Annotated in this window: 21 protein-coding genes; 11 read left to right on the forward strand and 10 right to left on the reverse strand. The window is 48.6% G+C overall.

Features of this window, described 5'->3' with window-relative positions:
- Nucleotides 1-66: 66 nt before the first annotated feature.
- A complete protein-coding gene (locus SYNPCCP_RS11530) occupies nt 67-1,410 on the reverse strand; it encodes a glutathionylspermidine synthase family protein (protein ID WP_010873406.1) in 1,344 nt (447 codons plus the stop codon).
- Nucleotides 1,410-2,159, reverse strand: coding sequence for a DUF1190 domain-containing protein (locus SYNPCCP_RS11535; protein WP_010873407.1), 750 nt, complete (start codon nt 2,157-2,159; stop codon nt 1,410-1,412). Before SYNPCCP_RS11535 ends, SYNPCCP_RS11530 begins: the two co-directional genes overlap by 1 nt.
- 222 nt (nt 2,160-2,381) lie before the next feature.
- Here SYNPCCP_RS11535 and SYNPCCP_RS11540 point away from each other — a divergent pair, with 222 nt between their 5' ends.
- Complete coding sequence (locus SYNPCCP_RS11540) at nt 2,382-2,864, forward strand: flavin reductase family protein (RefSeq protein WP_010873408.1); 483 nt, start codon at nt 2,382-2,384, stop codon at nt 2,862-2,864.
- A gap of 66 nt (nt 2,865-2,930) precedes the next feature.
- On the opposite strand, the gene SYNPCCP_RS11545 is transcribed toward SYNPCCP_RS11540, so the two are convergent.
- From SYNPCCP_RS11545 to SYNPCCP_RS11570, 6 genes are all read right to left on the reverse strand, one after another.
- Nucleotides 2,931-4,181, reverse strand: coding sequence for an exonuclease SbcCD subunit D (locus tag SYNPCCP_RS11545; RefSeq protein WP_010873409.1), 1,251 nt, complete (start codon nt 4,179-4,181; stop codon nt 2,931-2,933).
- Nucleotides 4,182-4,261: 80 nt separating this feature from the next.
- Nucleotides 4,262-6,727, reverse strand: a complete 2,466-nt coding sequence (locus tag SYNPCCP_RS11550; RefSeq protein WP_010873410.1) for an ATP-dependent Clp protease ATP-binding subunit — start codon at nt 6,725-6,727, stop codon at nt 4,262-4,264.
- A 372-nt stretch (nt 6,728-7,099) separates the two neighbouring features.
- Nucleotides 7,100-8,281 carry a 1-deoxy-D-xylulose-5-phosphate reductoisomerase gene (gene dxr, locus SYNPCCP_RS11555; RefSeq protein WP_041426024.1) on the reverse strand — a complete coding sequence of 394 codons (1,182 nt, stop codon included), beginning with the start codon at nt 8,279-8,281 and terminating at the stop codon, nt 7,100-7,102.
- A 164-nt stretch (nt 8,282-8,445) separates the two neighbouring features.
- Nucleotides 8,446-9,525 carry a class II fructose-bisphosphate aldolase gene (gene fba / locus SYNPCCP_RS11560; protein ID WP_010873412.1) on the reverse strand — a complete coding sequence of 360 codons (1,080 nt, stop codon included), beginning with the start codon at nt 9,523-9,525 and terminating at the stop codon, nt 8,446-8,448.
- A gap of 283 nt (nt 9,526-9,808) precedes the next feature.
- Entirely contained in the window at nt 9,809-11,110 is a 1,302-nt protein-coding gene (gene hemL / locus SYNPCCP_RS11565) for a glutamate-1-semialdehyde 2,1-aminomutase (protein WP_010873413.1), read from the reverse strand.
- Between the two features lie 389 nt (nt 11,111-11,499).
- Nucleotides 11,500-12,651, reverse strand: coding sequence for a murein transglycosylase A (locus SYNPCCP_RS11570; RefSeq protein ID WP_010873414.1), 1,152 nt, complete (start codon nt 12,649-12,651; stop codon nt 11,500-11,502).
- Nucleotides 12,652-13,049: 398 nt separating this feature from the next.
- Here SYNPCCP_RS11570 and SYNPCCP_RS11575 point away from each other — a divergent pair, with 398 nt between their 5' ends.
- The 8 genes from SYNPCCP_RS11575 (at nt 13,050) to SYNPCCP_RS11610 (ending at nt 20,543) form a co-directional block, all read left to right on the forward strand.
- On the forward strand, nt 13,050-13,703 hold the full coding sequence (locus tag SYNPCCP_RS11575) for an L-threonylcarbamoyladenylate synthase (RefSeq protein ID WP_010873415.1): 654 nt from the start codon (nt 13,050-13,052) through the stop codon (nt 13,701-13,703).
- A gap of 171 nt (nt 13,704-13,874) precedes the next feature.
- Nucleotides 13,875-14,636, forward strand: coding sequence for a nucleotidyltransferase family protein (locus SYNPCCP_RS11580; protein WP_010873416.1), 762 nt, complete (start codon nt 13,875-13,877; stop codon nt 14,634-14,636).
- A 71-nt stretch (nt 14,637-14,707) separates the two neighbouring features.
- Nucleotides 14,708-15,991 (forward strand): carboxyl-terminal processing protease CtpA, encoded by a 1,284-nt coding sequence (ctpA, locus tag SYNPCCP_RS11585; protein WP_010873417.1) that lies wholly within the window; start codon nt 14,708-14,710, stop codon nt 15,989-15,991.
- A 277-nt stretch (nt 15,992-16,268) separates the two neighbouring features.
- Complete coding sequence (locus SYNPCCP_RS11590) at nt 16,269-17,681, forward strand: form I ribulose bisphosphate carboxylase large subunit (protein WP_010873418.1); 1,413 nt, start codon at nt 16,269-16,271, stop codon at nt 17,679-17,681.
- Between the two features lie 201 nt (nt 17,682-17,882).
- The gene (locus SYNPCCP_RS11595) at nt 17,883-18,299 is read left to right on the forward strand and encodes a chaperonin family protein RbcX (RefSeq protein WP_010873419.1); all 417 of its coding nucleotides are present in this window, start codon (nt 17,883-17,885) and stop codon (nt 18,297-18,299) included.
- A 32-nt stretch (nt 18,300-18,331) separates the two neighbouring features.
- Nucleotides 18,332-18,673, forward strand: coding sequence for a ribulose bisphosphate carboxylase small subunit (locus SYNPCCP_RS11600; protein ID WP_010873420.1), 342 nt, complete (start codon nt 18,332-18,334; stop codon nt 18,671-18,673).
- Between the two features lie 542 nt (nt 18,674-19,215).
- Nucleotides 19,216-19,743: a DUF4330 domain-containing protein gene (locus SYNPCCP_RS11605; RefSeq protein ID WP_010873421.1), complete on the forward strand. Its 528-nt coding sequence runs from the start codon at nt 19,216-19,218 to the stop codon at nt 19,741-19,743.
- Nucleotides 19,744-19,838: 95 nt separating this feature from the next.
- The gene (locus SYNPCCP_RS11610) at nt 19,839-20,543 is read left to right on the forward strand and encodes an MgtC/SapB family protein (RefSeq protein ID WP_010873422.1); all 705 of its coding nucleotides are present in this window, start codon (nt 19,839-19,841) and stop codon (nt 20,541-20,543) included.
- Nucleotides 20,544-20,597: 54 nt separating this feature from the next.
- On the opposite strand, the gene SYNPCCP_RS11615 is transcribed toward SYNPCCP_RS11610, so the two are convergent.
- Nucleotides 20,598-21,383 carry an IS5 family transposase gene (locus SYNPCCP_RS11615; RefSeq protein WP_010873213.1) on the reverse strand — a complete coding sequence of 262 codons (786 nt, stop codon included), beginning with the start codon at nt 21,381-21,383 and terminating at the stop codon, nt 20,598-20,600.
- 114 nt (nt 21,384-21,497) lie between these two features.
- Between SYNPCCP_RS11615 and lpxB the strand changes: the two genes are divergently transcribed.
- Nucleotides 21,498-22,682 carry a lipid-A-disaccharide synthase gene (gene lpxB, locus SYNPCCP_RS11620; protein WP_010873423.1) on the forward strand — a complete coding sequence of 395 codons (1,185 nt, stop codon included), beginning with the start codon at nt 21,498-21,500 and terminating at the stop codon, nt 22,680-22,682.
- Nucleotides 22,683-22,744: 62 nt separating this feature from the next.
- Here the strand turns inward: lpxB and petF1 are convergent, their stop codons facing one another.
- The gene (gene petF1, locus SYNPCCP_RS11625) at nt 22,745-23,038 is read right to left on the reverse strand and encodes a ferredoxin PetF1 (protein WP_010873424.1); all 294 of its coding nucleotides are present in this window, start codon (nt 23,036-23,038) and stop codon (nt 22,745-22,747) included.
- A gap of 462 nt (nt 23,039-23,500) precedes the next feature.
- Between petF1 and SYNPCCP_RS11630 the strand changes: the two genes are divergently transcribed.
- A complete protein-coding gene (locus SYNPCCP_RS11630; protein WP_010873425.1) occupies nt 23,501-24,049 on the forward strand; it encodes an RDD family protein in 549 nt (182 codons plus the stop codon).
- Nucleotides 24,050-24,199 lie beyond the last annotated feature (150 nt).

The following is a 24,199-nucleotide window of genomic DNA, read 5'->3' on the forward strand; positions in this document are numbered from 1 at the left end:
TTATTTGACTATGTTTTAAACAAGTAATTTTCACGACTATTCCCCCTATATTTTAGAAATCATAAGTTAACTAATAGACAAAAATTCTTCTGCTACAATATGGGGAATAATTAAACAATGACGCCCTGTAATACGAGCCGTATCTCCCCGCAAAATAATACCAGCGGCAACGTCATCAATAACCCAACTACCAACCATGTAATGGTAGTCAAATGCTTGGGGCAATTCGATATATTCCTGGATAATAAAGCCCTCTTCACCATAGCCATAGGTTGGCCGTTTTTCCACTGCCCCAGCCCCTAACTCAATCGAAACACCGATGCCTTCCATGCCTAAAAGGGGCTTACGAACGTGTAAACCTTCTAGTAATAGGCGGGTTGCTTCCAGGGAAATATCGCTTTCAAAATAGGTGGGCAGGAGATATTCAGCATACTCACTATCTTTAAACTGTTGCCAAATTAAAGCCATGGTTCCTTTATTAGATAAAATTTGCTTCCATAAAGGTTCAATAACTTTTGCATCTCCTACGGCTAAGCGTTGCGCTAAGGCTTCAGTGCAACCAGCATTGGCCATATCATTTTGCAAATCTGACCAGTCATACATTTTCCACAAAATTGGAATTCTTTCGTTGGCATGGTCAATGAAATAACCATCTTCATCCAAACCTAATCCTCTCTGCATTAGTTGACCCCGTTCATCTTCTAAGCCCCGTAAATAAACCAATTGGGTGTAAACATTTTCATCCACTTCATCGTGGAGAATTTGGATTAATTGCATGGCCATTTCACTGTCTTCTTCCAGTTGCTCATCCACCAGAAAAGAAATGCCGGTGCGGAGTAAATCATATTCTTCATAAATCCTGCGCCATTGCCCAGCTGTTCTTTCCCAATATTCATTAAACTGACTGGCATTGGCTGGTAAGGCATAGGCCCCTTGATTGTGGTTGCGTTGGTAATCCACTAACCAATTCCATTGGTAAACGGTTTCTGCTCCTAATAGCGGGGTTTCTCCATTAATTTCAATCAATTTAATCTGACCATCTTCGGTGACTACTAGATCGAAACGGGTAGCTAAACTCAAGTCTTCCACCGGGTCGGTGCGATGCCAACTTTTTTTCAGAGCAGGCCAATATTCAGGGCGAATTTTTAACTGGGCTAACCTTGCGTCAACGGCGGAATCATCATCTTCATCGAAAAACCAGTCCAGAAATTCCACACACATTTGCCAAAGTTTTTCACTCGCAATGGCGATCGCCGTTTCTTCTTGGGGGCTGAATTGGATGGCAAAGGGTTGGGGCAGGGCTTCCACCCAGTATTTTTGAGCTGGATCACTGAGCACATCCGCTTGGTAAGCATTGTCCTGGATATGCTGGCGCCAGCGGGGACGACGACTAATTTTTATCGGTTGCATTATTTGCCTCCCCGGCCAGTGCCTTTAAAAGTAGAACCGAAACCCTTATTACTACTGCGGCCAGAAATAGTGCCTTTAGCAGCGGTACCCGATGGCCTAGGGGGAGCGGGGGCAGTGACAGCTTTGGAAGTAGAAACTTTGCCTGTGGTGGTGCGGGGCACAGAGATGCCATTGGGGGTAATCAACTGATCCGGGTTTGTCCCCCGATAGACAATGGATGGTTGCAATACCCGCTGCTGCACACCGCCGGAATAAATATAGGTGTAATTATTGCCGTAGGGGTAAAAGTAAGCTCCGCCAAAAACCGGACGATAACCGCTCGTGTGGTAGCCACTGGGGGTAGGCTCACAGATTACCCTATCGGTTTGACAATCGGCTCGACTGCCGTAAACCGGGGCATTCCGTTGATGTTCCGCCTGGGCCGCTTTCATTTGGGCTTCGCAGTCCTCCGGGCGAATGGGGGGAGGGGTAGGGGCATTGGGTAATTTGCCGGCTTTATGGGCTTCCGCCAAGACTTTATACTCATTGGCCTGATTGGCCATATCAGTTTTGCATTCCGCCACACTGGTGTAGTAAAGGGCTTCAATTTTTTCGTTACTTCCCCCACCACTACCCTGATTGGTTTTGGGGTTATTGCCTTTGCAACTGGTGCTCACCATGGCCAACACCGCCACCATCGCTAGATATTGCCTAACCTGTTTACGATAAATAGGCCGAGAAATATTACCGGGGAAATGATTTGGTTCCATGGCGATCGCCGGGTCACACAGTAATGATGGAATTATTGTATTGAGATTTTCTCGGAATAAACTAATTGGTAAAAATTATTTACGAAAGAATCATGAAAATTAGCTAATTTCAGCGCCATTGGGACCAAATGCGATCCTTCAATGGGGTTGATTAGAGGACAGGGATTGTTAAGCTAAGGAAATATGGACTGCCAAATTGTCATTCAATCTTGAGAAAATATCGTGCTAGACGAACAAGCAAAGAAAACCCTCCTGCGTAAAATTCCCCACGGCCTCTACGTCTGTGGTGTTAAGTCCGGAGAAGAAGCCAATGGTTTCACCGCCAGTTGGGTAATGCAGGGTTCCTTTGAGCCGCCCCTGGTGGTTAATTGCGTGCGCACTGATTCCATTTCCCATCGGCTGTTACAGGAAAGTGGCCAGTTTGCCCTCAGTTTTCTGGCGGCGGACCAAAAAGATGTGGCGGCGCAATTTTTTAAACCCCAACGGCGGGTGGGGGACAAGTTTGAAAATTTTGATGTGCTTGATGCCCCCGAAACCGGTTGTCCTGTGCTCAAAGACTGTCTCGGTTATGTGGAGTGTCGGGTGGTAGGGTCTGTGGCCCACGGCGATCACACCGTTTTTGTCGGCGAAGTCATTGGAGCCCAGGTTTTTAATGAAGGAGATCCCTTATTACTAGAAAGCACTGGCTGGAACTACGGCGGTTAGTTGGAACGGGTTTAACGGGCCAACCTAGTCCTCTGATTGTGGTGGGAAAAGTATGTAAAAGTTGCGTCAATCCCCCACCGCTTCTAACCATTGTTCTTCACTGCCATTAAGTAAATGCTCGGCTGCTTCCATGAGGTCGGGCATTAACTCTTTAATGTCTTTTTTATTTTCCAGATAGGTTTTGAGGGCCACCAGGGGATCAAGGGCGGAACCTACTCCCAATTCTGGCAACCGTGGCCGGGCCAACTGGCTAACCAGTTCTGGACGGATGGTGTAGGAATGGCTCGGCTTTAAAGCCTCCTGTAATTTGCGGTTATCGATTTGTTCTAGCTGTTCAGAACGAATTTGGTAAATTAGCCGCACCACGGCATTGTCAATGGCTGTTTTGGCGATCGCCATTAATAATTCCCCTTGGGGATCCGTCGCTTCCGTCACATCTACTTTAATGGTTTTAAAGGGGCGAGCGGGCAGGGGACAGAATTGCCAATCTACTTTTCCTTTACTAATTTCTAGCCAAATATAGCCTTTGTCTTCCTTTTCTTCGCCAAAGTCCACCCGCTCAATGCTACCGGGATAAACAATGGGGGGATTATTGTGGGGATTGAGATTTTGATGTTTATGGACATGGCCCAGGGCAACGTAATCAAATTCCGGCCGATTAATCAAAGCCAGGGGAATGGTAAAGCCCTTGCCCACGGACAGGGTTTTTTCCGCCCCAAAGGTGGCCCGGTCCGCCATTAAATGGGCCAACAAAATAGTGGGTAATTGGGGATCTAAACTCCGAATTTCCCCTTCCAAAATGGGCTGTAACTTTTTCAGCAACAGCAAATTAATCGCTTCCAAGGATAACCCCTCCGTTTCCGGCCGGGTTAGGAGAGTCGAACGGGTTAACCAAGGCAAGGTAACAATCTGTAGATCTCCATTGGCGGTGGGAATTAAATGGGTGGCCAGGCGATCCCCAACGATGAAACCGGGCACAGCCAGGGTGCGATAGATACATAAACTAGCTCCTCCACTGCCCTGGGAATGTTGGTCATGGTTGCCCACCAATAACACTGTGGGAATATCGGCATCGGCTAAACGGCGAAATTCGGCGGCAAAGGCTTCCTGCACATAGGGGGGCGGAGTGGCATCGGGGAAAGCATCCCCCCCAAATAGCACCACATCGGCGGGTTCGGCGATCGCCCGGTCAATGCACAGCCGTAAACTCTGAATGAAATCCTCTAACCTCGTATTTAACCCCGTGGCCGGATTAATGTGCCCATGGGAAAAACCACTGCCCAGGTGAATATCAGAAAGATGCAGGACTTTTAACATGGCAATGACTCTCCAACAAAAAAAGGGAAGACCTCTAGTCCTCCCTTCATCCTATGGTAATGGCCCGCTGGGGGACCTAATTATTCAACGCCGGGGGCAATCAGTTCCCTCGTTTCACCGGGGATGACCACCACTTGGTTGTCTTCACCAATGTCCACCAGCGCTTGGCTACCTTCCTTGAGGCGGCCGGAAAGAATTTCTTCGGCTAACACGTCTTCCAACAGGCGCATAATGGCCCGACGGAGGGGACGGGCACCGTAGGCTGGGTTGAACCCTTCTTCCACAATGCGCTCCTTGAACTTGTCGGTGACCTGGAGAGAAATTTCTTTTTCCACCAACCGGGCAAACACATCCCGTAGGAGAATTTCCGAAATTTCCTTGACTTCCTCCTTGTTCAATTGGCGGAAGACGATAATTTCATCCAAACGATTCAAGAACTCAGGGCGGAAGTAGTTTTTCAACTCTTCATTCACCAAGGAACGAATGCGATTGTACTGAGACTCCGCTTGGTCATCGGCAAAGTCAAAGCCCAAACCACCGCCACCTTTTTCAATTACCTTGGAACCAATGTTGGAGGTCATGATCAACAGGGTATTTTTGAAATCCACTGTGCGACCCTTGGCATCGGTGAGGCGACCATCTTCCAAAATTTGCAGAAGCATATTGAAGATGTCGGGGTGGGCTTTTTCAATTTCGTCGAACAGCACCACCGTGTAGGGACGGCGACGTACTGCTTCCGTCAACTGACCGCCTTCGTTGTAGCCCACATAACCCGGAGGGGAACCAATTAATTTGGAAACGGTGTGTCGTTCCATAAATTCCGACATATCCAGACGGATCATGGCTTCCTCGGAACCGAAGAAGTAAGCCGCCAGAGCTTTGGTCAACTCGGTTTTACCTACCCCAGTGGGACCGGAGAAAATAAAGCTGGCAATGGGACGGTTGGGATTTTTCAGCCCGACCCTGGCCCGACGGATAGCGCGGGAAACGGCCTTAACCGCATCTTCCTGGCCAATTAACCGTTGATGGAGGGTATCTTCCATATGCAACAGTTTTTCTGACTCGGATTCCGTTAGCTTGTTCACCGGCACCCCTGTCCAGGAGGCGACGATGTGGGCAATTTCTTCGGAGGTCACTTCCGGCTCGCCGTTATCCCCTTCCGCTTTTTTGGAAGAGGCGATCGCCCGGATTTGTTTTTTAATTTCGTCTTCCCGGTCCTTGAGTTCCCCGGCTTGCTCGAAGTCCTGGTTGCGGACAGCATCATCTTTTTCTTTAAGAATCTGTCGCAATTCCTTGTCCAACTCCTTGGCGGCGGGGGGCAATTGGGAATTAATCAACCGCACCCGGGAACCAGCTTCGTCAATTAGATCGATCGCCTTATCGGGCAGGAAGCGGTCGGAGATGTAACGGTCGGAAAGTTTGGCGGCGGCTTCCAGGGCTTCGTCCAAAATTTTCAGTTTGTGGTGCTGTTCGTAACGTTCCCGCAGACCGTAAAGAATCTCGATGGTTTCTTCCACGGAGGGTTCCCCCACCATCACCGGTTGAAAACGACGCTCCAGGGCTGCGTCCCGTTCAATGTGTTTGCGGTACTCATCCAGGGTGGTGGCACCAATACATTGCAATTCTCCCCGGGCTAGGGCGGGCTTGAGAATATTGGCAGCGTCGATCGCCCCCTCGGCGGCTCCGGCTCCGATTAGGGTATGAACTTCGTCAATCACCAGGATGATGTTACCGGCTTGGCGGATTTCATCCATGATTTTTTTCAGCCGTTCCTCAAATTCCCCCCGGTATTTAGTGCCGGCCACCAATAGACCGATGTCCAGGGTGACGACCCGTTTTTCTTCGAGGATGTCGGGAATATCTTTGTTGGCAATGCGCTGGGCCAAACCTTCGGCGATTGCCGTTTTACCAACCCCCGGCTCCCCAATCAGGACGGGGTTATTCTTGGTGCGGCGGCCGAGGATCTGAATCACCCTCTCAATTTCTTTTTGGCGACCTACCACCGGGTCTAACTTCCCTTCGGCGGCCATCTGGGTGAGGTTAGAGCCAAACTCATCTAAGGTAGGGGTTTTGGTGCGACCACCACTGCCACCACCGGCAGCTACTTCGGCCGTTTCTCCCAACATGCGGATCACCTGGGTGCGGACTTTGGAGAGATCAACCCCAAGGTTTTCTAGGACCCGAGCAGCTACCCCTTCCCCTTCTCGAATCAGACCCAACAGCAGGTGTTCGGTGCCAATGTAATTGTGACCCAGTTGCCGAGCCTCCTCAAGGGAAAGTTCCAGCACCCGCTTGGCCCGGGGAGTAAAGGGGATTTCCACGGCCACAAAGCCCGATCCCCGCCCGATAATTTTTTCTACTTCGATGCGGGCATCTTTGAGATTAACCCCCATGGATTTGAGAACCTTGGCGGCGACGCCAGTCCCTTCGCCAATCAAGCCGAGCAGAATTTGTTCCGTGCCAACGAAGTTATGTCCGAGGCGACGAGCTTCCTCCTGAGCAAGCATGATTACTTTAATGGCTTTTTCTGTAAAGCGTTCAAACATAATCTAAATCCATCACCTCAGCGTGCCCTGTGTATTGCTGATTCTAACATAGCGCTTTTATTGTGCTGTTGCCCTGGGTACAGCCGTGGGTGTAGGTTTAGCGGTGGAATGGCGAACTGCGTCTGTGGGGTTTTCCTCACCTCAACCGCCATAATCCTGTGCCCAGATTCCCTGTTTTTGACCCCGACAGTTAACAGAATCAGTGGACATAGAGCAATGGGTGATCCCCGTTTTGATTAGTTAAATTTCAGTCAAACTTAGTGAAATTATCAGAAATATTTTGGCGATCGCCTGATGACCCGCTAAAACTAACCAGAATCCCCCACCATCCTTGGGTAAATAATTCCGGTCAAAGTTGAAGCCAACTAGACTTTATGGCCGAGTAGCCACACAGGCGCTATTTTCCAACACCGTCCGCCGGGCCCATTGATCCGCTGCCAAAATTGTTTCTAAATCAGGGCTAGCAGTATTTTGACCAACGTAGAGGTCACAGGTCTTTTCAATCAGACGGGGAATATCCAAAAAGCTAATTTTTTCTTGCAAAAATAAAGCCACCGCCTGTTCATTGGCCGCATTTAACACCGCTGGCATGGCTCCCCCAGCTCGCCCGGCCCCATAGGCCAATTGCATGCAGGGATATTTATCGTGATCTGGCTCCCGAAAACTCAAGCTACCGGCTTTAACTAAATCCAAAGGTTCCCAGTCGGTGTAAATTCTTTCTGGCCAAGATAGGGCATAGAGCAACGGCAAACGCATATCAGGCCACCCCAGTTGAGCTAGCACAGAAGTATCCTGCACCTCAATTAAAGAATGAATAATGCTTTGGGGATGAATGACAATGTCTATATGATCGTAGTCCAAGCCAAATAGATAATGGGCTTCAATCACCTCCAAACCCTTGTTCATCAATGTGGCGGAATCAATGGTGATTTTTTGTCCCATAGACCAGTTGGGATGTTTGAGGGCATCCTGTACTGTTACAAACGGTAATCTTTCCACCGGCAAGTCCCGGAATGCTCCCCCGGAAGCGGTGAGAATGATCCGCCGTAACCCCCCTTCGGGAACCCCCTGTAAACATTGAAAAATGGCTGAATGTTCTGAATCCGCCGGCAATAACTTCACCCCCATTTTTTCCACCAGGGGTAACACCACCGGAGCTCCGGCAATTAACGTTTCCTTATTGGCTAAAGCAATATCTTTCCCGGCGGCGATCGCCGCCATGGTGGGTAATAATCCCGCACAACCGACAATACCTGTGACCACACTTTCTGCATCACCATAACGGGCCACTTCCACCACCCCTTCTTCCCCCACCACGTACATGGGTTGGTAATCAGTTAGTTCGGCCACTGCTGCTTTTAGGTCCTCTAACTTTTCTGCCTGACGAATCGCAACAATCTCTGGGCGAAACTCCGCCACCTGTTGGGCTAGTAATGCAACATTTCCCCCAGCCGCTAAACCGACCACCTGAAAAGCATCAGGATGATGGGTAACAATGTCCAGAGTTTGGGTACCAATGGAACCGGTGGAGCCGAGGATAGAAATGCGTTTCACCATTACCGCCGTTGCTTAAGCTAAAACTAATCTTCCCAATCTTACGGGGTTGCCGCCCATCTGAGAAGAAAAAACTCCCCCAGGATTGAACCAAGGAGGAGCAAAATTATTTATTCTCTTGTTTTTACTAAGGCAAAACTTAGAAACGAAAAATTAACTTCAATCTACACAGCAACGGAGGTGCGGGAGGTGGCGGTTAATTCACCTTTGGCATATTTAGCGGCGTAGTCATCCAAGGTCAATTGCTTGATTTTAGAGGCATTGCCAGCAGTCCAGAACTGTTGATAGCGATCGGCACAAACCTGCTTCATATATTTGATAGAAGGCTTGAGGAAGTGACGGGGATCAAAGTTCTTGGGATCTTTAGCAGCGGCTTCCCGGAAAGCGGCGGTGATGGCTAAGCGATTATCGGTGTCGATGTTTACTTTACGTACACCACTCTTGATGCCTTTTTGAATTTCTTCCACGGGCACACCATAGGTTTCGGGGATAGCACCACCGAATTCGTTGATCATGTCGATCCATTCCTGGGGAACGGAGGAAGAACCGTGCATTACCAAGTGGGTGTTGGGCAGCAGGCGGTGAATTTCTTCAATGCGGCTGATGGCCAAAACTTCACCGGTGGGTTTGCGGGTAAATTTGTAGGCACCATGGCTGGTACCGATCGCCACAGCGAGGGCATCCACCTGGGTTTTGTTGACGAATTCCACTGCTTCTTCGGGATCGGTCAACAGTTGGGAGTGGTCTAACTTCCCTTCAAAACCGTGGCCGTCTTCAGCTTCCCCTTGACCAGTTTCCAAGGAACCTAAGCAACCCAATTCCCCTTCTACACTGGCCCCAACGGAGTGGGCTACTTTAACTACTTCAGCGGTTACATTAACGTTGTACTCAAAGCTAGCGGGGGTCTTGGCGTCAGCTTCCAAGGAACCGTCCATCATCACACTGGTGAAACCGTTGCGGATGGCGGAATAGCAAGTGGCGGGGCTATTGCCGTGGTCTTGGTGCATGGCAATGGGAATGTGAGGATAGGTTTCGACCGCCCCCAAAACTAAATGGCGCAGGAAATTTTCCCCAGCGTAGCTCCGGGCACCACGGGAAGCTTGCAAAATTACAGGGCTGTCGGTTTCATCAGCGGCCTGCATGATCGAAATGATCTGCTCCATGTTGTTGACGTTGAAAGCGGGAATGCCATAACCATTTTCCGCCGCATGGTCTAACAGCAGTCTCATTGGTACAAGAGCCATAAATCCTCCTAAGTTCTATTGCCTAATGGGTATTTGGGTCGCAAGACAATTCTTTATATGGGTCTCATCTTAGGCTAGTTTCTGCGCCTTGACAATTTTTAACGATCTTTTTTGTCCTGCCCCAAGGAATTTGTGCTAGGGCATTGAATTCGACCCGTATTTTTACCCCCACCCTAGTCTATGGCTGAGTTAACCAAGTCCAGGATGGGGGAAGGTTTTGGGTAATCAAGTTGGGGTTCTATATCTCTTCCCCCCGGCAATAGGCGATCGGGGATCAAACAGTTCAGAGAGTAGCAAATACTTCCTTAGCGACGGCAATGGTCTGATCGATCTGTTCTTGGGTGTGGGCTAGGGAAGGAAAACCCGCTTCATACTGGGAAGGAGCTAGATAAATCCCCCTTTCCAACATACCCCGATGGAAACGGGCAAATTTATTGGTGTCGGCCAACTTAGCATCTTCATAGTTTCTGACAGGGCCAGGAGCAAAGAAAATTCCAAACATGGCACTGATGGAACCGCCACAAACTTCATGGCCCGCATCCTGAGCCGCAGCTAGTAAACCATCCACTAGCCGTTTGGTGATCTTATCCAAATATTCGTAGGATCCTGGCTTTTGCAGAATTTCCAGGGTTTTAATACCCGCCGTCATGGCCAACGGGTTGCCGGACAGGGTACCCGCTTGATACATGGGGCCGGCTGGAGCCACCATGGCCATAATTTCTTCCCGACCACCATAGGCTCCTACTGGTAAACCACCACCGATCACCTTACCGAGGGTAGTCAAATCGGGAGTAATGCCAAACCGGGCTTGGGCACCACCGTAGGAAACCCGAAAACCTGTCATCACCTCATCAAAAACCAACAGAGCACCATACTCCTTGGTCAGTTCCCGTAAACCTTCCAAAAAGCCCGCATCGGGGAGGATAAAACCGGCATTACCCACCACTGGCTCGAGAATTACCCCGGCAATGCTGTCAGGATTTTCCACGAACAGAGCTTTAACCGCCTCTAGATCGTTATAAGGAGCAGTCAATGTTGCTTTAGTTGTGTTACTGGGCACCCCAGGGGAATCCGGTAAACCGAGGGTCGCCACCCCAGAACCAGCTTTGACCAAGAACATATCGGCGTGGCCGTGGTAACAACCCTCAAATTTAATGATTTTTTCCCGTCCAGTGAAGGCCCGCATCAAGCGCAAAACGGACATACAGGCTTCGGTACCGGAGTTGACAAACCGTACCATTTCAATGCTAGGCACAGCATCAATGACCATTTCCGCCAGTACGTTTTCCTGGGCACAGGGAGCACCAAAACTGGTGCCTTTATCCAAAGCTTGTTTGAGGGCGCTGATTACATCGGGGTGAGCGTGGCCACAAATGGCCGGCCCCCAGGTACCCACATAGTCAATGTATTGATTACCATCTACGTCCCAAATCTGAGCCCCTTCTACTCGGTCAAAAACAATGGGCTGGCCGCCGACGGACTTGAAAGCTCTTACCGGGGAACTGACACCACCGGGCATTAAATGTTGAGCGGCGGCAAAAATCTCTTCTGATTTAGTGGTAATAAAAGGGGTTGCGTTAACCAATTCGCGTCTCCTTAGGGTGTAAAGACTGGCTATGGGAATTTATTGAACCTGTGCCCACATCAAAAAAACAGACGGGGAGAACTCCACTCTACAGAATTTTGGTGCTCCATTGAACAAACTTCTGACACACTAGCTGGGAACCTAGAGTCCTTGGTGAGAGTTTGGGCAATTTATAGCTGTTAACCTCCATTTGTTTGGGCCAAGACTCTGAGAGCCCGTTTTAAACGCCCCCCTGACCCCCCAGATTTTGGGGGAAACTGAGTGACAGTCCCCCAGTATTGCGGTCGCTTTAGTGGGTCAATTTGGGGGGCGGAGTAAAACTTTCCAAACACGTTCTGAGGCGCGGGGAAATTTTCAGATTTTCTGTACCGGGAAACAGGGAAAAATCGCTAGCGTAGAAGCAGGTAATAAATTTGGCCGTCGTCACTCATCAAACCGGCTCGATCGCCAGGAGTTTGGCCAGTGCCCATGAAAATATCCACCCGACCGGGGCCTTTGATGGCACTGCCGGTATCCTGATCCACCACAAAACGACTAACGTTGACTTTTTGACCCTGACAATCGGGAATGGGAGCCGCTAAAACGGCGATCGCCCCTGGAGGCATAAGGAATTTATCGGTGGCAATGGAACGCTCGGCAGTAACTGGCACCCCAATACTGCCCTTGGCGGGGGTGCTGGCGGAGGTTTCCTTAAAGAAAATTAGACGATTATTGCGGGGGATAAAACGACTTAGTTCGCTGGGATTTTGCTCAAAATAGTCGATTAACTTAGGCAAAGTAACCTCCCCAGGCTGGAAAATTCCCTCTTGGATGGTTTCCTTCCCTAAACTTACGTAGGGATAATCCGTCGCTCCAGCAAAGGCCACGGAACTTTGGCCTCCCCCCACCCAGTTGATTTTGGCAGAACCCTGTACCTGGATTAGATAGGCATCTAGACGATTACGGAACCAAGCAATTTCCCGTCCCTGTAACTGACTTGATTTGCCTAAACCATCCATACCTTCCAAGTCAGCCCTAGTGGGGTGGGGCTTAGACCAACGAGAAAAATTATTGGGCAAACCATAAATGGGATAACGATATTCGGCAGTGCGTTGACGACTGGCGGTATAAACTGGTTCAAAATAACCAGTGAAATGGACTGTGCCCTTGCCATCGTTACCGATCGCCTGATAAAACTGAAATTCCCTGGCAACAGCGGTCTGGAGAGCTTCGGGACTGGGAGACTGTTGCAACAAAGTTTTAAATCGCTGGAGGGAACGGGTTACCCGCTCTCTGGTCACCCCCGGTACAGAGTAATTTTGATAAGCTCGGGCGGCGCTAGCAGTTTTTAAATAGCTCAAGCTATGGTCGATCGCCCGGAGCAAAGATTGTTTATCTCCCGCTGAGCAATGGTTCCCCCACAACTGTTCATCAAAACCCACCGTTGGCGTTAGATTTGCCCCCGTTACTGGCATTAATGGTCGCGACTGGGCCCTAAGACCACTGCCATGGAAGCCAAAAACCAACAGTAAAGCCAATAACGGGAAAAATTGCTTAATCATTTATTGCTTTGTTGAAATTACCTACCGCTGACGAAAGTTAAGTTTACCTGCTCCGTCGGGAATAGGGGATGGGAAACCACCAGCGCACAGACTAGCCCAGGGCCATATTTAGCTAAATACCATCATTAGGGACTTTTATTTATTAATTTTTAAGAAGAAAAATTGAGCGATTTTAATGGCTATGTCTGGGTATTTTTACCGAGATAAATTGTCCCAAAATCAAGAATGATAAGTTTATATAATGGTAGTCAAAACTATTTTAAAAATTTCCCCAAGTCTTGCTCCCTACCTAGATTACGTAAAAAATTAACTGTTTAGAAGCGTTTTTATACCTAGAGTCTAAATTGAGTGAACTAAGAATCTCTGTTAATCTGGAGGCAGTTTCAAGGGACAATTCAATGGTTACACTAGATAAAACTGCAACAAAAATCATTAAACTAAACTCCGGAGCAATCCCTGCCATTCAATCCGTCTTGGAGCAGGAAGCAATGGTCTTATTAGGTTTAGCCACTACCTATGTGCTAGTAGTCAATGGTGCTAGTCCCAGGGCAGTAGCCCAGTTGCGAGCCTTTAAGCAATTTGACAAAGACCAACCCCTAGGCATTCTCACCCGTGGCGATCGGGCCATGGATGTGGCAAAAATTCCCCCCGCCGCTAAAAAATTGATGGGTCTTTTTCCTTTGCCCATAACCCTCATTGTGGAAGCCCTGCCCAAATTAGACCCAGGTATTACCCAGGGCTTTCGGAATATTTTTATTGCCTGTCCCGATGCTTTTGTTTTCGATTTAGTGGGAGCAATGCCTTTTCCCTTGGTTTGTGCCACGGCTAAGGTAGGGGGAGAACCGGTGACTAGTTTTGAGGCGGCTAGTCGTTATTTCGAAGGGCAGGTGCCTTTAATTGGCGATGGTGGTCGATGCCGTTACGCCCGCCGGGGAACATTGATTGACTGTACTTTGCCGTTGCCCACCATTATGAATTTTGGTCCCATTTCCTTTGACGACCTGCGCCCCCTGATACCTGAAATCATTTTGCCTTCCCATCTGATGAAATAATTTTCCTTTACGCTGTTGTTTTGTCTGAAGTTCGGTGAATGGGTCAGAAATTGTTGGGGAGTATTTTACAAACCTAGTTTGGATAAAATTGTTGAGCTTATAAGGAATTGAATAGACAATCTGGTTTGGCTATTTTGCTTCAATTTCCCTAGTTTCTACTTTTTCAACTCTATGGCTCTTTCCCCCGCAGACGTTACCGTGGTCATTTTGGCTGGGGGCTTTGGCACCCGCATTAAGCAACAGTTACCAGATTTGCCTAAACCCTTAGCTCCCGTGGCGGGCCAACCTTTTTTAGATTGGCAATTGCGCTATCTACAACAGCAGGGTTTTCGGCGATCGCTCCTTTCTACGGGTTATCTGGCAGAAAAAGTGGCGGCCTATGCTCAAGATGCCGATATTGTTGACATGGCGATCGCCTGTGTGGCGGAAATGGAACCGTTGGGAACAGCGGGGGGATTTGTCAATGCGGTTAATCACCATGGTTTTAGAGAACTAACACCGGCTTGGCTCGTGCTTAACGGCGACTCGTTAATTGTGACGGATTATCGGGTTCTGTTGGCGGAGTTAGAGGATGACAGCGTTGATGGGGTAATTTTGGGCGTTCATGTGCCCGATGCTTCCCGTTTTGGCTCCTTAAAGGTTAATAGTCAAGGGGAATTGCTACAATTTGCAGAAAAGCAAGCCGGAGCCGGCGTGATTAATAGTGGGGTTTATCTCCTTGGCGATCGCCTGTTGGCCCGGTTTCCCGCCCACAGACCCTTAAGTTTTGAGTATGATGTGTTCCCCACATTGTTGGCCCAGGGAGCCAAAATCAAAGTCCATGCTGTGGAAGCTCCCTTTTTAGATATTGGCACCCCGGAAACATTAGCCCAGGCGGGGGAATTTATCCAATCCCTCGGTACGTTGAACCGAATTCAAGACCTAGACAAATAGCTTAAAATGAGAAGCTAACTGAGAAATTAACTAAGTTTTGTAAATTTTGGTTTGCGGGGGCGAGCGTCACGATGGGTAAACGGACAAGGCGGTTTTGGGCTTTAGCTTTTTCTTTGCTGATGGGGGCCCTGATTTATCTGGGCAATACACCGTCGGCCTTGGCTTTCACCGAGGAACAAAAGCTACTGTTGCAATCCTGGCGTTTGGTCAACCAATCCTATCTCGATGAAACCTTTAACCATCAAAATTGGTGGCTGTTGCGGGAGAAGTACGTTAAACGTCCCCTCCGGAACCGGGAAGAAACCTACACGGCGATCGAAGAAATGCTCGCTACCCTGGATGAACCCTTTACCCGCTTACTGCGTCCGGAACAGTACGGCAATCTCCAGGTGACCACCACTGGTGAGCTATCGGGGGTAGGTCTGCAAATCAACATCAACCCTGAAACCAACCAGTTAGAAATTATGGCCCCCCTGGCCGGTTCCCCTGCGGAGGAGGCCGGGCTGCAACCCCATGACCAAATTTTGGCGATCGACGGTGTAGATACCCAAACCCTGAGCTTAGACGAAGCAGCGGCCAGAATGCGGGGCCCAAAAAACACCAAAGTTTCCCTGGAAATTCTGTCAGCGGGCACCGAAGTACCCCAAGAATTTACCCTGACTCGGCAGTTAATTTCCCTCAGTCCGGTGGCGGCCCAATTGGACGATTCCCGCCCAGGTCAATCGGTGGGTTACATTCGCCTCAGTCAATTTAGTGCCAATGCCTATAAAGAAGTAGCCCACGCTCTGCATCAACTTGAGGAACAGGGGGCCGACGGTTATATCTTGGATTTGCGTAACAACCCCGGTGGCTTACTCCAGGCTGGTATTGACATTGCTCGGTTGTGGTTACCGGAAAGCACCATTGTCTACACCGTTAATCGCCAAGGCACCCAGGAAAGTTTCACTGCCAATGGAGAAGCGGCGACCGATCGCCCGTTGGTGGTGTTGGTCAACCAGGGTACTGCCAGTGCCAGCGAAATTTTAGCCGGAGCTTTGCAGGATAATCAGCGGGCCACTCTAGTGGGGGAAAAAACCTTTGGTAAGGGTTTGATTCAATCCTTGTTTGAACTATCCGATGGGGCCGGCATTGCCGTCACGGTGGCCAAATACGAAACCCCCCAACATCACGACATCCATAAACTGGGCATTATGCCCGATGAAGTGGTGGAGCAACCCCTGATTAGCTTTGCGGAAATTACTTCCCCCGCCGATGTGCAATACCAAGCCGCCTTAGATTTGCTCACCGGAGGAGTGGCAATCGCCCATAAATCTTCTTCAATTCCCGCCATGGCAACGGCTCACAAGCCCAACTAATCACCATTTGGACAAAACATCAGGAATTCTAATTAGAAAGTCCAAAAATTGTAATTTAAAAAACAGTCAATGGAGAGCATTGCCATAAGTAAAGGCATCCCCTGCGTGATAAGATTACCTTCAGAAAACAGATAGTTGCTGGGTTATCGCAGATTTTTCTCGCAACCAAATAACTGTAAATAATAACTGTCTCTGGGGCGACGGTAGGCTTTATATTGCCAAATTTCGCCCGTGGGAGAAAGCTAGGCTATTCAATGTTTATGGAGGACTGACCTAGATGGTACAAGCCAAAGCAGGGTTTAAGGCGGGCGTACAAGATTATCGCCTGACCTACTATACCCCCGACTACACCCCCAAGGATACCGACCTGCTCGCCTGCTTCCGTATGACCCCCCAACCGGGTGTACCTGCTGAAGAAGCCGCTGCTGCGGTGGCCGCTGAGTCTTCCACCGGTACCTGGACCACCGTTTGGACTGACAACCTAACTGACTTGGACCGCTACAAAGGTCGTTGCTATGACCTGGAAGCTGTTCCCAACGAAGATAACCAATATTTTGCTTTTATTGCCTATCCTCTAGATTTATTTGAAGAAGGTTCCGTCACCAACGTTTTAACCTCTTTGGTCGGTAACGTATTTGGTTTTAAGGCTCTGCGGGCCCTCCGTTTAGAAGATATTCGTTTTCCCGTTGCTTTAATTAAAACCTTCCAAGGCCCTCCCCACGGTATTACCGTTGAGCGGGACAAATTAAACAAATACGGTCGTCCTCTGCTTGGTTGTACCATCAAACCCAAACTTGGTCTGTCCGCCAAGAACTACGGTCGGGCTGTTTACGAATGTCTCCGGGGTGGTTTGGACTTCACCAAAGACGACGAAAACATCAACTCCCAGCCCTTCATGCGTTGGCGCGATCGTTTCCTCTTCGTTCAAGAGGCGATCGAAAAAGCCCAGGCTGAGACCAACGAAATGAAAGGTCACTACCTGAACGTCACCGCTGGCACCTGCGAAGAAATGATGAAACGGGCCGAGTTTGCCAAGGAAATTGGCACCCCCATCATCATGCATGACTTCTTCACCGGCGGTTTCACTGCCAACACCACCCTCGCTCGTTGGTGTCGGGACAACGGCATTTTGCTCCATATTCACCGGGCAATGCACGCCGTAGTTGACCGTCAGAAAAACCACGGGATCCACTTCCGGGTTTTGGCCAAGTGTCTGCGTCTGTCCGGCGGTGACCACCTCCACTCCGGTACCGTGGTTGGTAAATTGGAAGGGGAACGGGGTATCACCATGGGCTTCGTTGACCTCATGCGCGAAGATTACGTTGAGGAAGATCGCTCCCGGGGTATTTTCTTCACCCAAGACTATGCCTCCATGCCTGGCACCATGCCCGTAGCTTCCGGTGGTATCCACGTATGGCACATGCCCGCGTTGGTGGAAATCTTCGGTGATGATTCCTGCTTACAGTTTGGTGGTGGTACTTTGGGTCACCCCTGGGGTAATGCTCCCGGTGCAACCGCTAACCGTGTTGCTTTGGAAGCTTGTGTTCAAGCTCGGAACGAAGGTCGTAACCTGGCTCGCGAAGGTAATGACGTTATCCGGGAAGCCTGTCGTTGGTCCCCTGAGTTGGCCGCCGCCTGCGAACTCTGGAAAGAGATCAAGTTTGAGTTCGAGGCCATGGATACCCTCTAAACCGGTGTTTGGATTGTCGGAGTTGTACTCGTCCGTTAAGGATGAACAGTTCTTCGGGGTTGAGTCTGCTAACTAATTAGCCATTAACAGCGGCTTAACTAACAGTTAGTCATTGGCAATTGTCAAAAAATTGTTAATCAGCCAAAACCCACTGCTTACTGATGTTCAACTTCGACAGCAATTTACCAATTACCGGGTAGAGTGTTCATGCAAACTAAGCACATAGCTCAGGCAACAGTGAAAGTACTGCAAAGTTACCTCACCTACCAAGCCGTTCTCAGGATCCAGAGTGAACTCGGGGAAACCAACCCTCCCCAGGCCATTTGGTTAAACCAGTATTTAGCCAGTCACAGTATTCAAAATGGAGAAACGTTTTTGACGGAACTCCTGGATGAAAATAAAGAACTGGTACTCAGGATCCTGGCGGTAAGGGAAGACATTGCCGAATCAGTGTTAGATTTTTTGCCCGGTATGACCCGGAATAGCTTAGCGGAATCTAACATCGCCCACCGCCGCCATTTGCTTGAACGTCTGACCCGTACCGTAGCCGAAGTCGATAATTTCCCTTCGGAAACCTCCAACGGAGAATCAAACAACAACGATTCTCCCCCGTCCTAACGTAGTCATCAGCAAGGAAAACTTTTAAATCGATGAAAACTTTACCCAAAGAGCGCCGCTACGAAACCCTTTCTTACCTGCCCCCTTTAACCGATCAACAGATTGCTAAACAGGTTGAGTTTCTGTTAGACCAGGGCTTTATTCCCGGCGTGGAATTTGAAGAAGACCCCCAACCCGAAACCCACTTCTGGACCATGTGGAAACTGCCCTTCTTTGGTGGTGCCACTGCCAACGAAGTTCTAGCCGAAGTACGGGAATGTCGTTCTGAGAATCCCAACTGCTACATTCGGGTGATTGGTTTCGACAATATCAAACAGTGCCAGACTGTAAGCTTTATTGTCCACAAACCCAACCAAAACCAAGGCCGTTACTAAGTTACAGTTTTGGCAATTACTAAAAAACTGACTTCAATTCAATGTTAGCCCGCTCCCGCGGGTTTTTTGTTGCTTTTTCACAGTGACTATAGGTAATCAGCAACACAATACGGCCCTGTTCTTTGGACAGTTTTTGTATAATGTTGACCGCATCCTGACCGGATTTTTTATCTAAGTGGGGAATTGTCAATTGTCAATTAAAGCTAAGTTCTACTAATGTTTTAGAAGGCATTGTCGATTGAAAATAAGGGTTGAATGGAGAAAATTTTGAGCCTTTGTCAAAGATAAAAATTTATTTCAACAGTTTTTTAACTAGCCGAACCAGAGAATGACCCAGTGGCGCTGACTTTGCTCCCGAGTTTTTGTTAGAAATTACCCTCAAGAAGTAATCTAATAATAAACCTAACCGAATAATTTCCCAGGGGAGTATTCCGGAAAACCATGGTTAAACTTACTTGCCATCCCCCATGGTAAAATTGCAACGATTTTGATCAAAGTCCTAATTTTTTTGTAAAGCTTTTAGTAATCCTTCTGATTTTCCCATGAAGCTCATCGATTCCCGTGGCAGAATTTTCGGCATAGTCAGCCTGTTGGATCTGGGGGCCGCCTTGATCATCCTCATGGTAGCTGTGGGAATTTTCGTTCTGCCGGGCAGTTCTGGCAAAAGCATTCTTGCCCAAGCCAACGCCGCTTCCATTGAATTGACGACCATTGTCCGGGGATTAAACGTATTAGATCCCCAGGTGGTGCTGGATGAGTTTAAAGCCGAAAAAACCAACATCATTATTCGCAATCAACCGGCTGGCCAGGTGGAGGTAGTGAATGTGCAGGAACTCCCTCGCAATTTAGCAGTGCCCCAGCCTGATGGTTCCGTCAAATCTCTGCCGGATCCTCGGCCAGAGTCTAATTACAGCCGGGATATGCTCCTGACCCTCAAAGGTAGGGGGGATTTCACCTCCACCGGCATGGTTTTAGGGGGACAAAAGGTGAAAATTGGCACGGTTTTAGAATTAGAAGGCAAAAACTATAACTTCAATGCCAGTGTGGTGGGCATCAATCAACCAAAGTGACCAAAGTATTAGATTAGTCCGGCCCCCGAGAATTGCTGTTGGCTGCCCAAAGTTTTGCTGTACCCTGGGTAAGGCTGACAGATTTGGAAAAGGTAATGGAATGGAACGAGAGTCTTCTCCGGCTCACTGTTGCTTTTGTACTGGGATCGACCCTGGGCATTGAACGGCAGTGGCGCCAACGGATGGCGGGCTTGCGTACTAATACCTTGGTGGCCATTGGAGCTGCATTGTTTGTGATTGTTTCTGTCCTCACCAATCATGACAGCAGTCCCACCCGAATTCCTGCCCAAATTGTCTCCGGCATTGGTTTTCTGGCGGGGGGAGTAATTCTCAAGGAAGGCTTAACTGTTAAGGGGCTAAATACGGCGGCGACCCTCTGGTGTTCAGCGGCGGTGGGCACCCTCTGTGGTCAAGGGCTGTTTTCTGAGGCTGTGCTTGGCTCGATGATGGTTTTGGTGGCCAACATTGCCCTGCGGCCTCTGAGCACGTTTATTAACCACCAACCCATGCATAGCACTGAATTGGAGTGCCATTATCTTTGTCACTTGGTATGTCGGGGGGATGAGGAGGCGAATGTGCGACGCATTTTGCTTGATTCCTTAGCGGAAATAAAGAATATTAAATTACGGTCTTTGCGGAGCCATGATTTAGATGAGTTTAACCATTTTGTTGAAGTGGAAGCGGCAATAATTTGCACAGCCCGCAAGGATAAATTTCTAGAAGCGGTAATTAGTAAACTGAGTTTAAATCCCTCAGTTAAATCTGTCAGTTGGCAAGCGCTAGAACAGGAATCGGGTTAAATTTAGATTATTTTTGCTTGATAAATTTTCTCCTAAGAAAGTGTTTGAAAAGTTTTAAGCAAGCCTTTGAAGCATGAGATGAACCATGGCAACATAGAGCATGGTCTCACTGGTGGTAGGTAAATATTCATAATCCTTGCTTAAACGACGATAGCGACCAAACCAAGCAAAGGTGCGCTCGACTACCCAACGGCGGGGTAAGACTTCAAAACCTTTTTGTCCCTGCTTTTTGCTGACGACATTCAAATTCCAACCAAAAGTATGCTCCACCCAATAGATAAAATCCTTTCCGCCAAAGGTGCTATCAGTCCATATAACTTGCAGGCACTGCCAAAGGGGAGCAAACCAGGTAGCAAGTAGAATCAGACCCTGATGGTCGGAGCGATGGGCACCATGGACGACAACATCGAGAAGTAATCCCATGGTATCCACGAGGATTGTACGTTTACGACCATTGACCTTTTTTCCGCCGTCATAGCCAGTTTCTTGGCCAGTTCCAGCCTTTTTAAGTGACTGTGAATCTAAACAACCGGCACTAGGGTGAGTATTTCTTCCAGCTTTGAGCCGAACTTTCTCACGGAAGATACGGTTTAATTTTTTCCAGGTACCATCTTCGTGCCATGGCTGGAAATAACCATAGACCGTTCGCCATTTAGGAAAATCATGGGGCAGAAGTCGCCAGGCACACCCCGTTCTGAGCATGTAAAAAATAGCATTGAGTATCTCCCGCAGACTAGTTTTCCGTTTTCTTCCCCCAGTTTTTGCTTTGGGTAAATGAGGTTCTACCAATTGCCACTGGCTATCTGTGATGTCCGTGCTGTAAAATTCTCGAATTATCATTAATTATGGTGAAAATTTTATTCTTTTCACCATTTTCCATTCTTCACCCTACTTTTCAAACACGCTCTAAGCCATAAATTTATCCTCAACAAATCCTAATAACAAAATTTATTTATGCGTATATTTATTAGCACGGGGGAAGTTTCCGGAGATTTGCAAGGATCTCTGCTGGTCGGAGCATTAAGACAGCAAGCTGAAGAGCAAAACTTAGAATTGGAACTGGTGGGTTTGGGGGGAGAAAAAATGGCCGCTGCCGGTCTGACGTTGCTGGCCAATACGGCGGCGATCGGCTCTGTGGGCTTGACGGAGTCCCTGCGGTTTATTATTCCCACTTGGCAGATTCAACAACGGGTTAAACGTTATTTAAAAACTAATCCCATTGATTTGTTAGTCTTGATTGATTACATGGGACCCAATTTAACCATTGCTAATTATTTACGGAAAACCTATCCCAATCTGCCAATTTTGTACTATATCGCCCCCCAGGCCTGGGTGTGGTCCCCCACGAAAAGGGAAACGGCCCAGATTATGGCGGTAACCGATCGCCTGTTGGCCATTTTTCCAGGGGAAGCGGAATTTTTCCAAAAACAAGGTTTGGATGTGACCTGGGTGGGCCATCCCTTGTTAGACCGCATTACCAAGGAGGCCCCCAGTCGAGGGTCAGCCCGTGAAAAGTTAGGCATTGACCATAACGAAACGGTAATTACCCTCCTACCCGCTTCCCGCATTCAGGAACTGCGTTACCTGTTGCCGTCCATTTGTGGTGCCGCCCAACAATTGCAGAGCCAATTACCCAATGTAAAACTGCTGTTGCCCGTTTCCCTTAAGGATTATCAACCTCAAATCGAACAAACCCTCAAGGAATTTAATCTCACGGTGCAACTGTTGGAAGGGAAAGAAACGCTGACGGCGATCGCCGCGGCTGATTTGGCCATCACCAAGTCGGGAACGGTGAATCTGGAAATTGCTTTACTAAATGTGCCCCAGGTTATCCTTTATCGGGTTAGTCCTTTGACCATGGCGATCGCCAGACGGATTTTTAAATTTAATCTACCCTTCGTTTCCCCTACCAACATTGTGCTCAACCGGGGCATTATGCCGGAACTACTCCAGGAACAGGCCACCGCCAGCAACATTGCCCAAGCTGGATTGGAATTGCTTCTAAACGGCGATCGCCAAGCAAAAATTGCCCAGGATTACCAAGAATTAAGGGAAGCATTAGGGGAACCGGGGGTATGTGAGCGAGCCGCCCAGGCTGTCTTGGAGTTTGCCAATGGGCAACAAAAAAGCAGGGCTTAAACCCTGCCGTGGACAATTATGAAACTATCAAACTCACTAGCCCATGGCCAGCATTATTACCCTTAGTAGAGGTCTTCTTCTTTGTGGGTTTCAATGGTGCAATCGGAGGTGGGATAAGCTACACAGGTCAAAACATAACCAGCTTCAATTTGGTCATCATCCAAGAAAGACTGATCGGATTGGTCAACACTACCAGCGGTGATCTTACCGGCACAGGTGGAGCAAGCCCCAGCACGGCAGGAATAGGGCAGGTCTAGGCCAGCTTCTTCCGCAGCATCGAGGATATAGGTATCGTCAGAGCATTCGATGGAACTTTCACCATCGGGGGTGATCAATTTAACGGTATAGGATGCCATAGATGTTTCCTCTTCTCAAAAAAACAGTAGAGAGATTGCCTCATGAAGCCTCCATCGGGACAACTATATCCAGATCGAGCTACTTCAAAAAACTTAACTGTTCTGATACTACGGGAAAATCTTGAATTGACAAGGAAGCATTAGCAATGAAATGGCTAGGCCTTAATCGGATAACCTTTACTTATGTTTTTGCCCAGAGTGTTTTTGCCCCTCGGCCTGGCAATTATAAAATTAAGGAAAGGCTAGAACCCTAGGAATTAAGGGAGTTTTAAGGACCGGGAGGGCAAAGATGGAAAGAATTAATCTTCCTCGGGTTTGACGATAAGATTGTCTAATCATTGCTGAAAATACCCCTCCGAACCCGGGCTGCAGCGGTGCCCCAACAAAATGGCAAAATAGACGGCAATGGCCAGTGGTTCCATGAAAAAATTTCCCCTTGCCCTCTGAGCAAAGCTTAAATGTATGTATGACGACGACCAGCGCCGCGATCGCCGCTTACCCCTGGCCCCATTGGAACGGCGAGGCTATGGCTACCTGTTGGATTTTGTCGTGATTTGGTTATTCAGCAGTTTAGCTACGGGTTGGGTCCAGCTACTAATTTTTTTGGTTGGTTGGTTTGCCCTGAGGGTAGTTTTAGTGTCCGCTAACCAGGGGCAAAGTTTGGGGGGCTGGGCTTTCGACACTAGGGTGGTACACCTGAAAATGAAACGTTTACCGGGCATTTTGGAACTGAGTCAACGGGAAGGTATTTTGGGGGCTGCCTCCTACCTAGCCATGGTGGGTTTAAACATCAACTTTGCCAATGGGGTAAGTTTTTTGCTTTTGGTGGCTCCCCTGTTTGGAGATTTAATCTGGGCGATCGCCGAGGATGGTCTGGGACAAGCGTTCCATGACCGGGTTGCCGGGACAGTAGTGTTGAGCAGTCGGCGTGGTTTTTCCCTCGATCTGAGGCTAAAAAAGTTTTGGTTTGACCTGAAAAAACAATGGGACAATCGACAAAGAAGACGGTAAGTACGGTAAGTAATTCATCGGGAGTAGACTTCAGAAATCATCACCATGAAATGCTGAAATGTCCTGAACGGCCACAGATGGGAACTTTTGGCACTTCCAGCCCCATCTATAGGCCCAGCTTGGCGGTCCGTATCTGGCCGATTTGTAAAC

The sequence above is a fragment of the Synechocystis sp. PCC 6803 substr. PCC-P genome, from assembly GCF_000284455.1.
Lineage (GTDB): Bacteria > Cyanobacteriota > Cyanobacteriia > Cyanobacteriales > Microcystaceae > Synechocystis.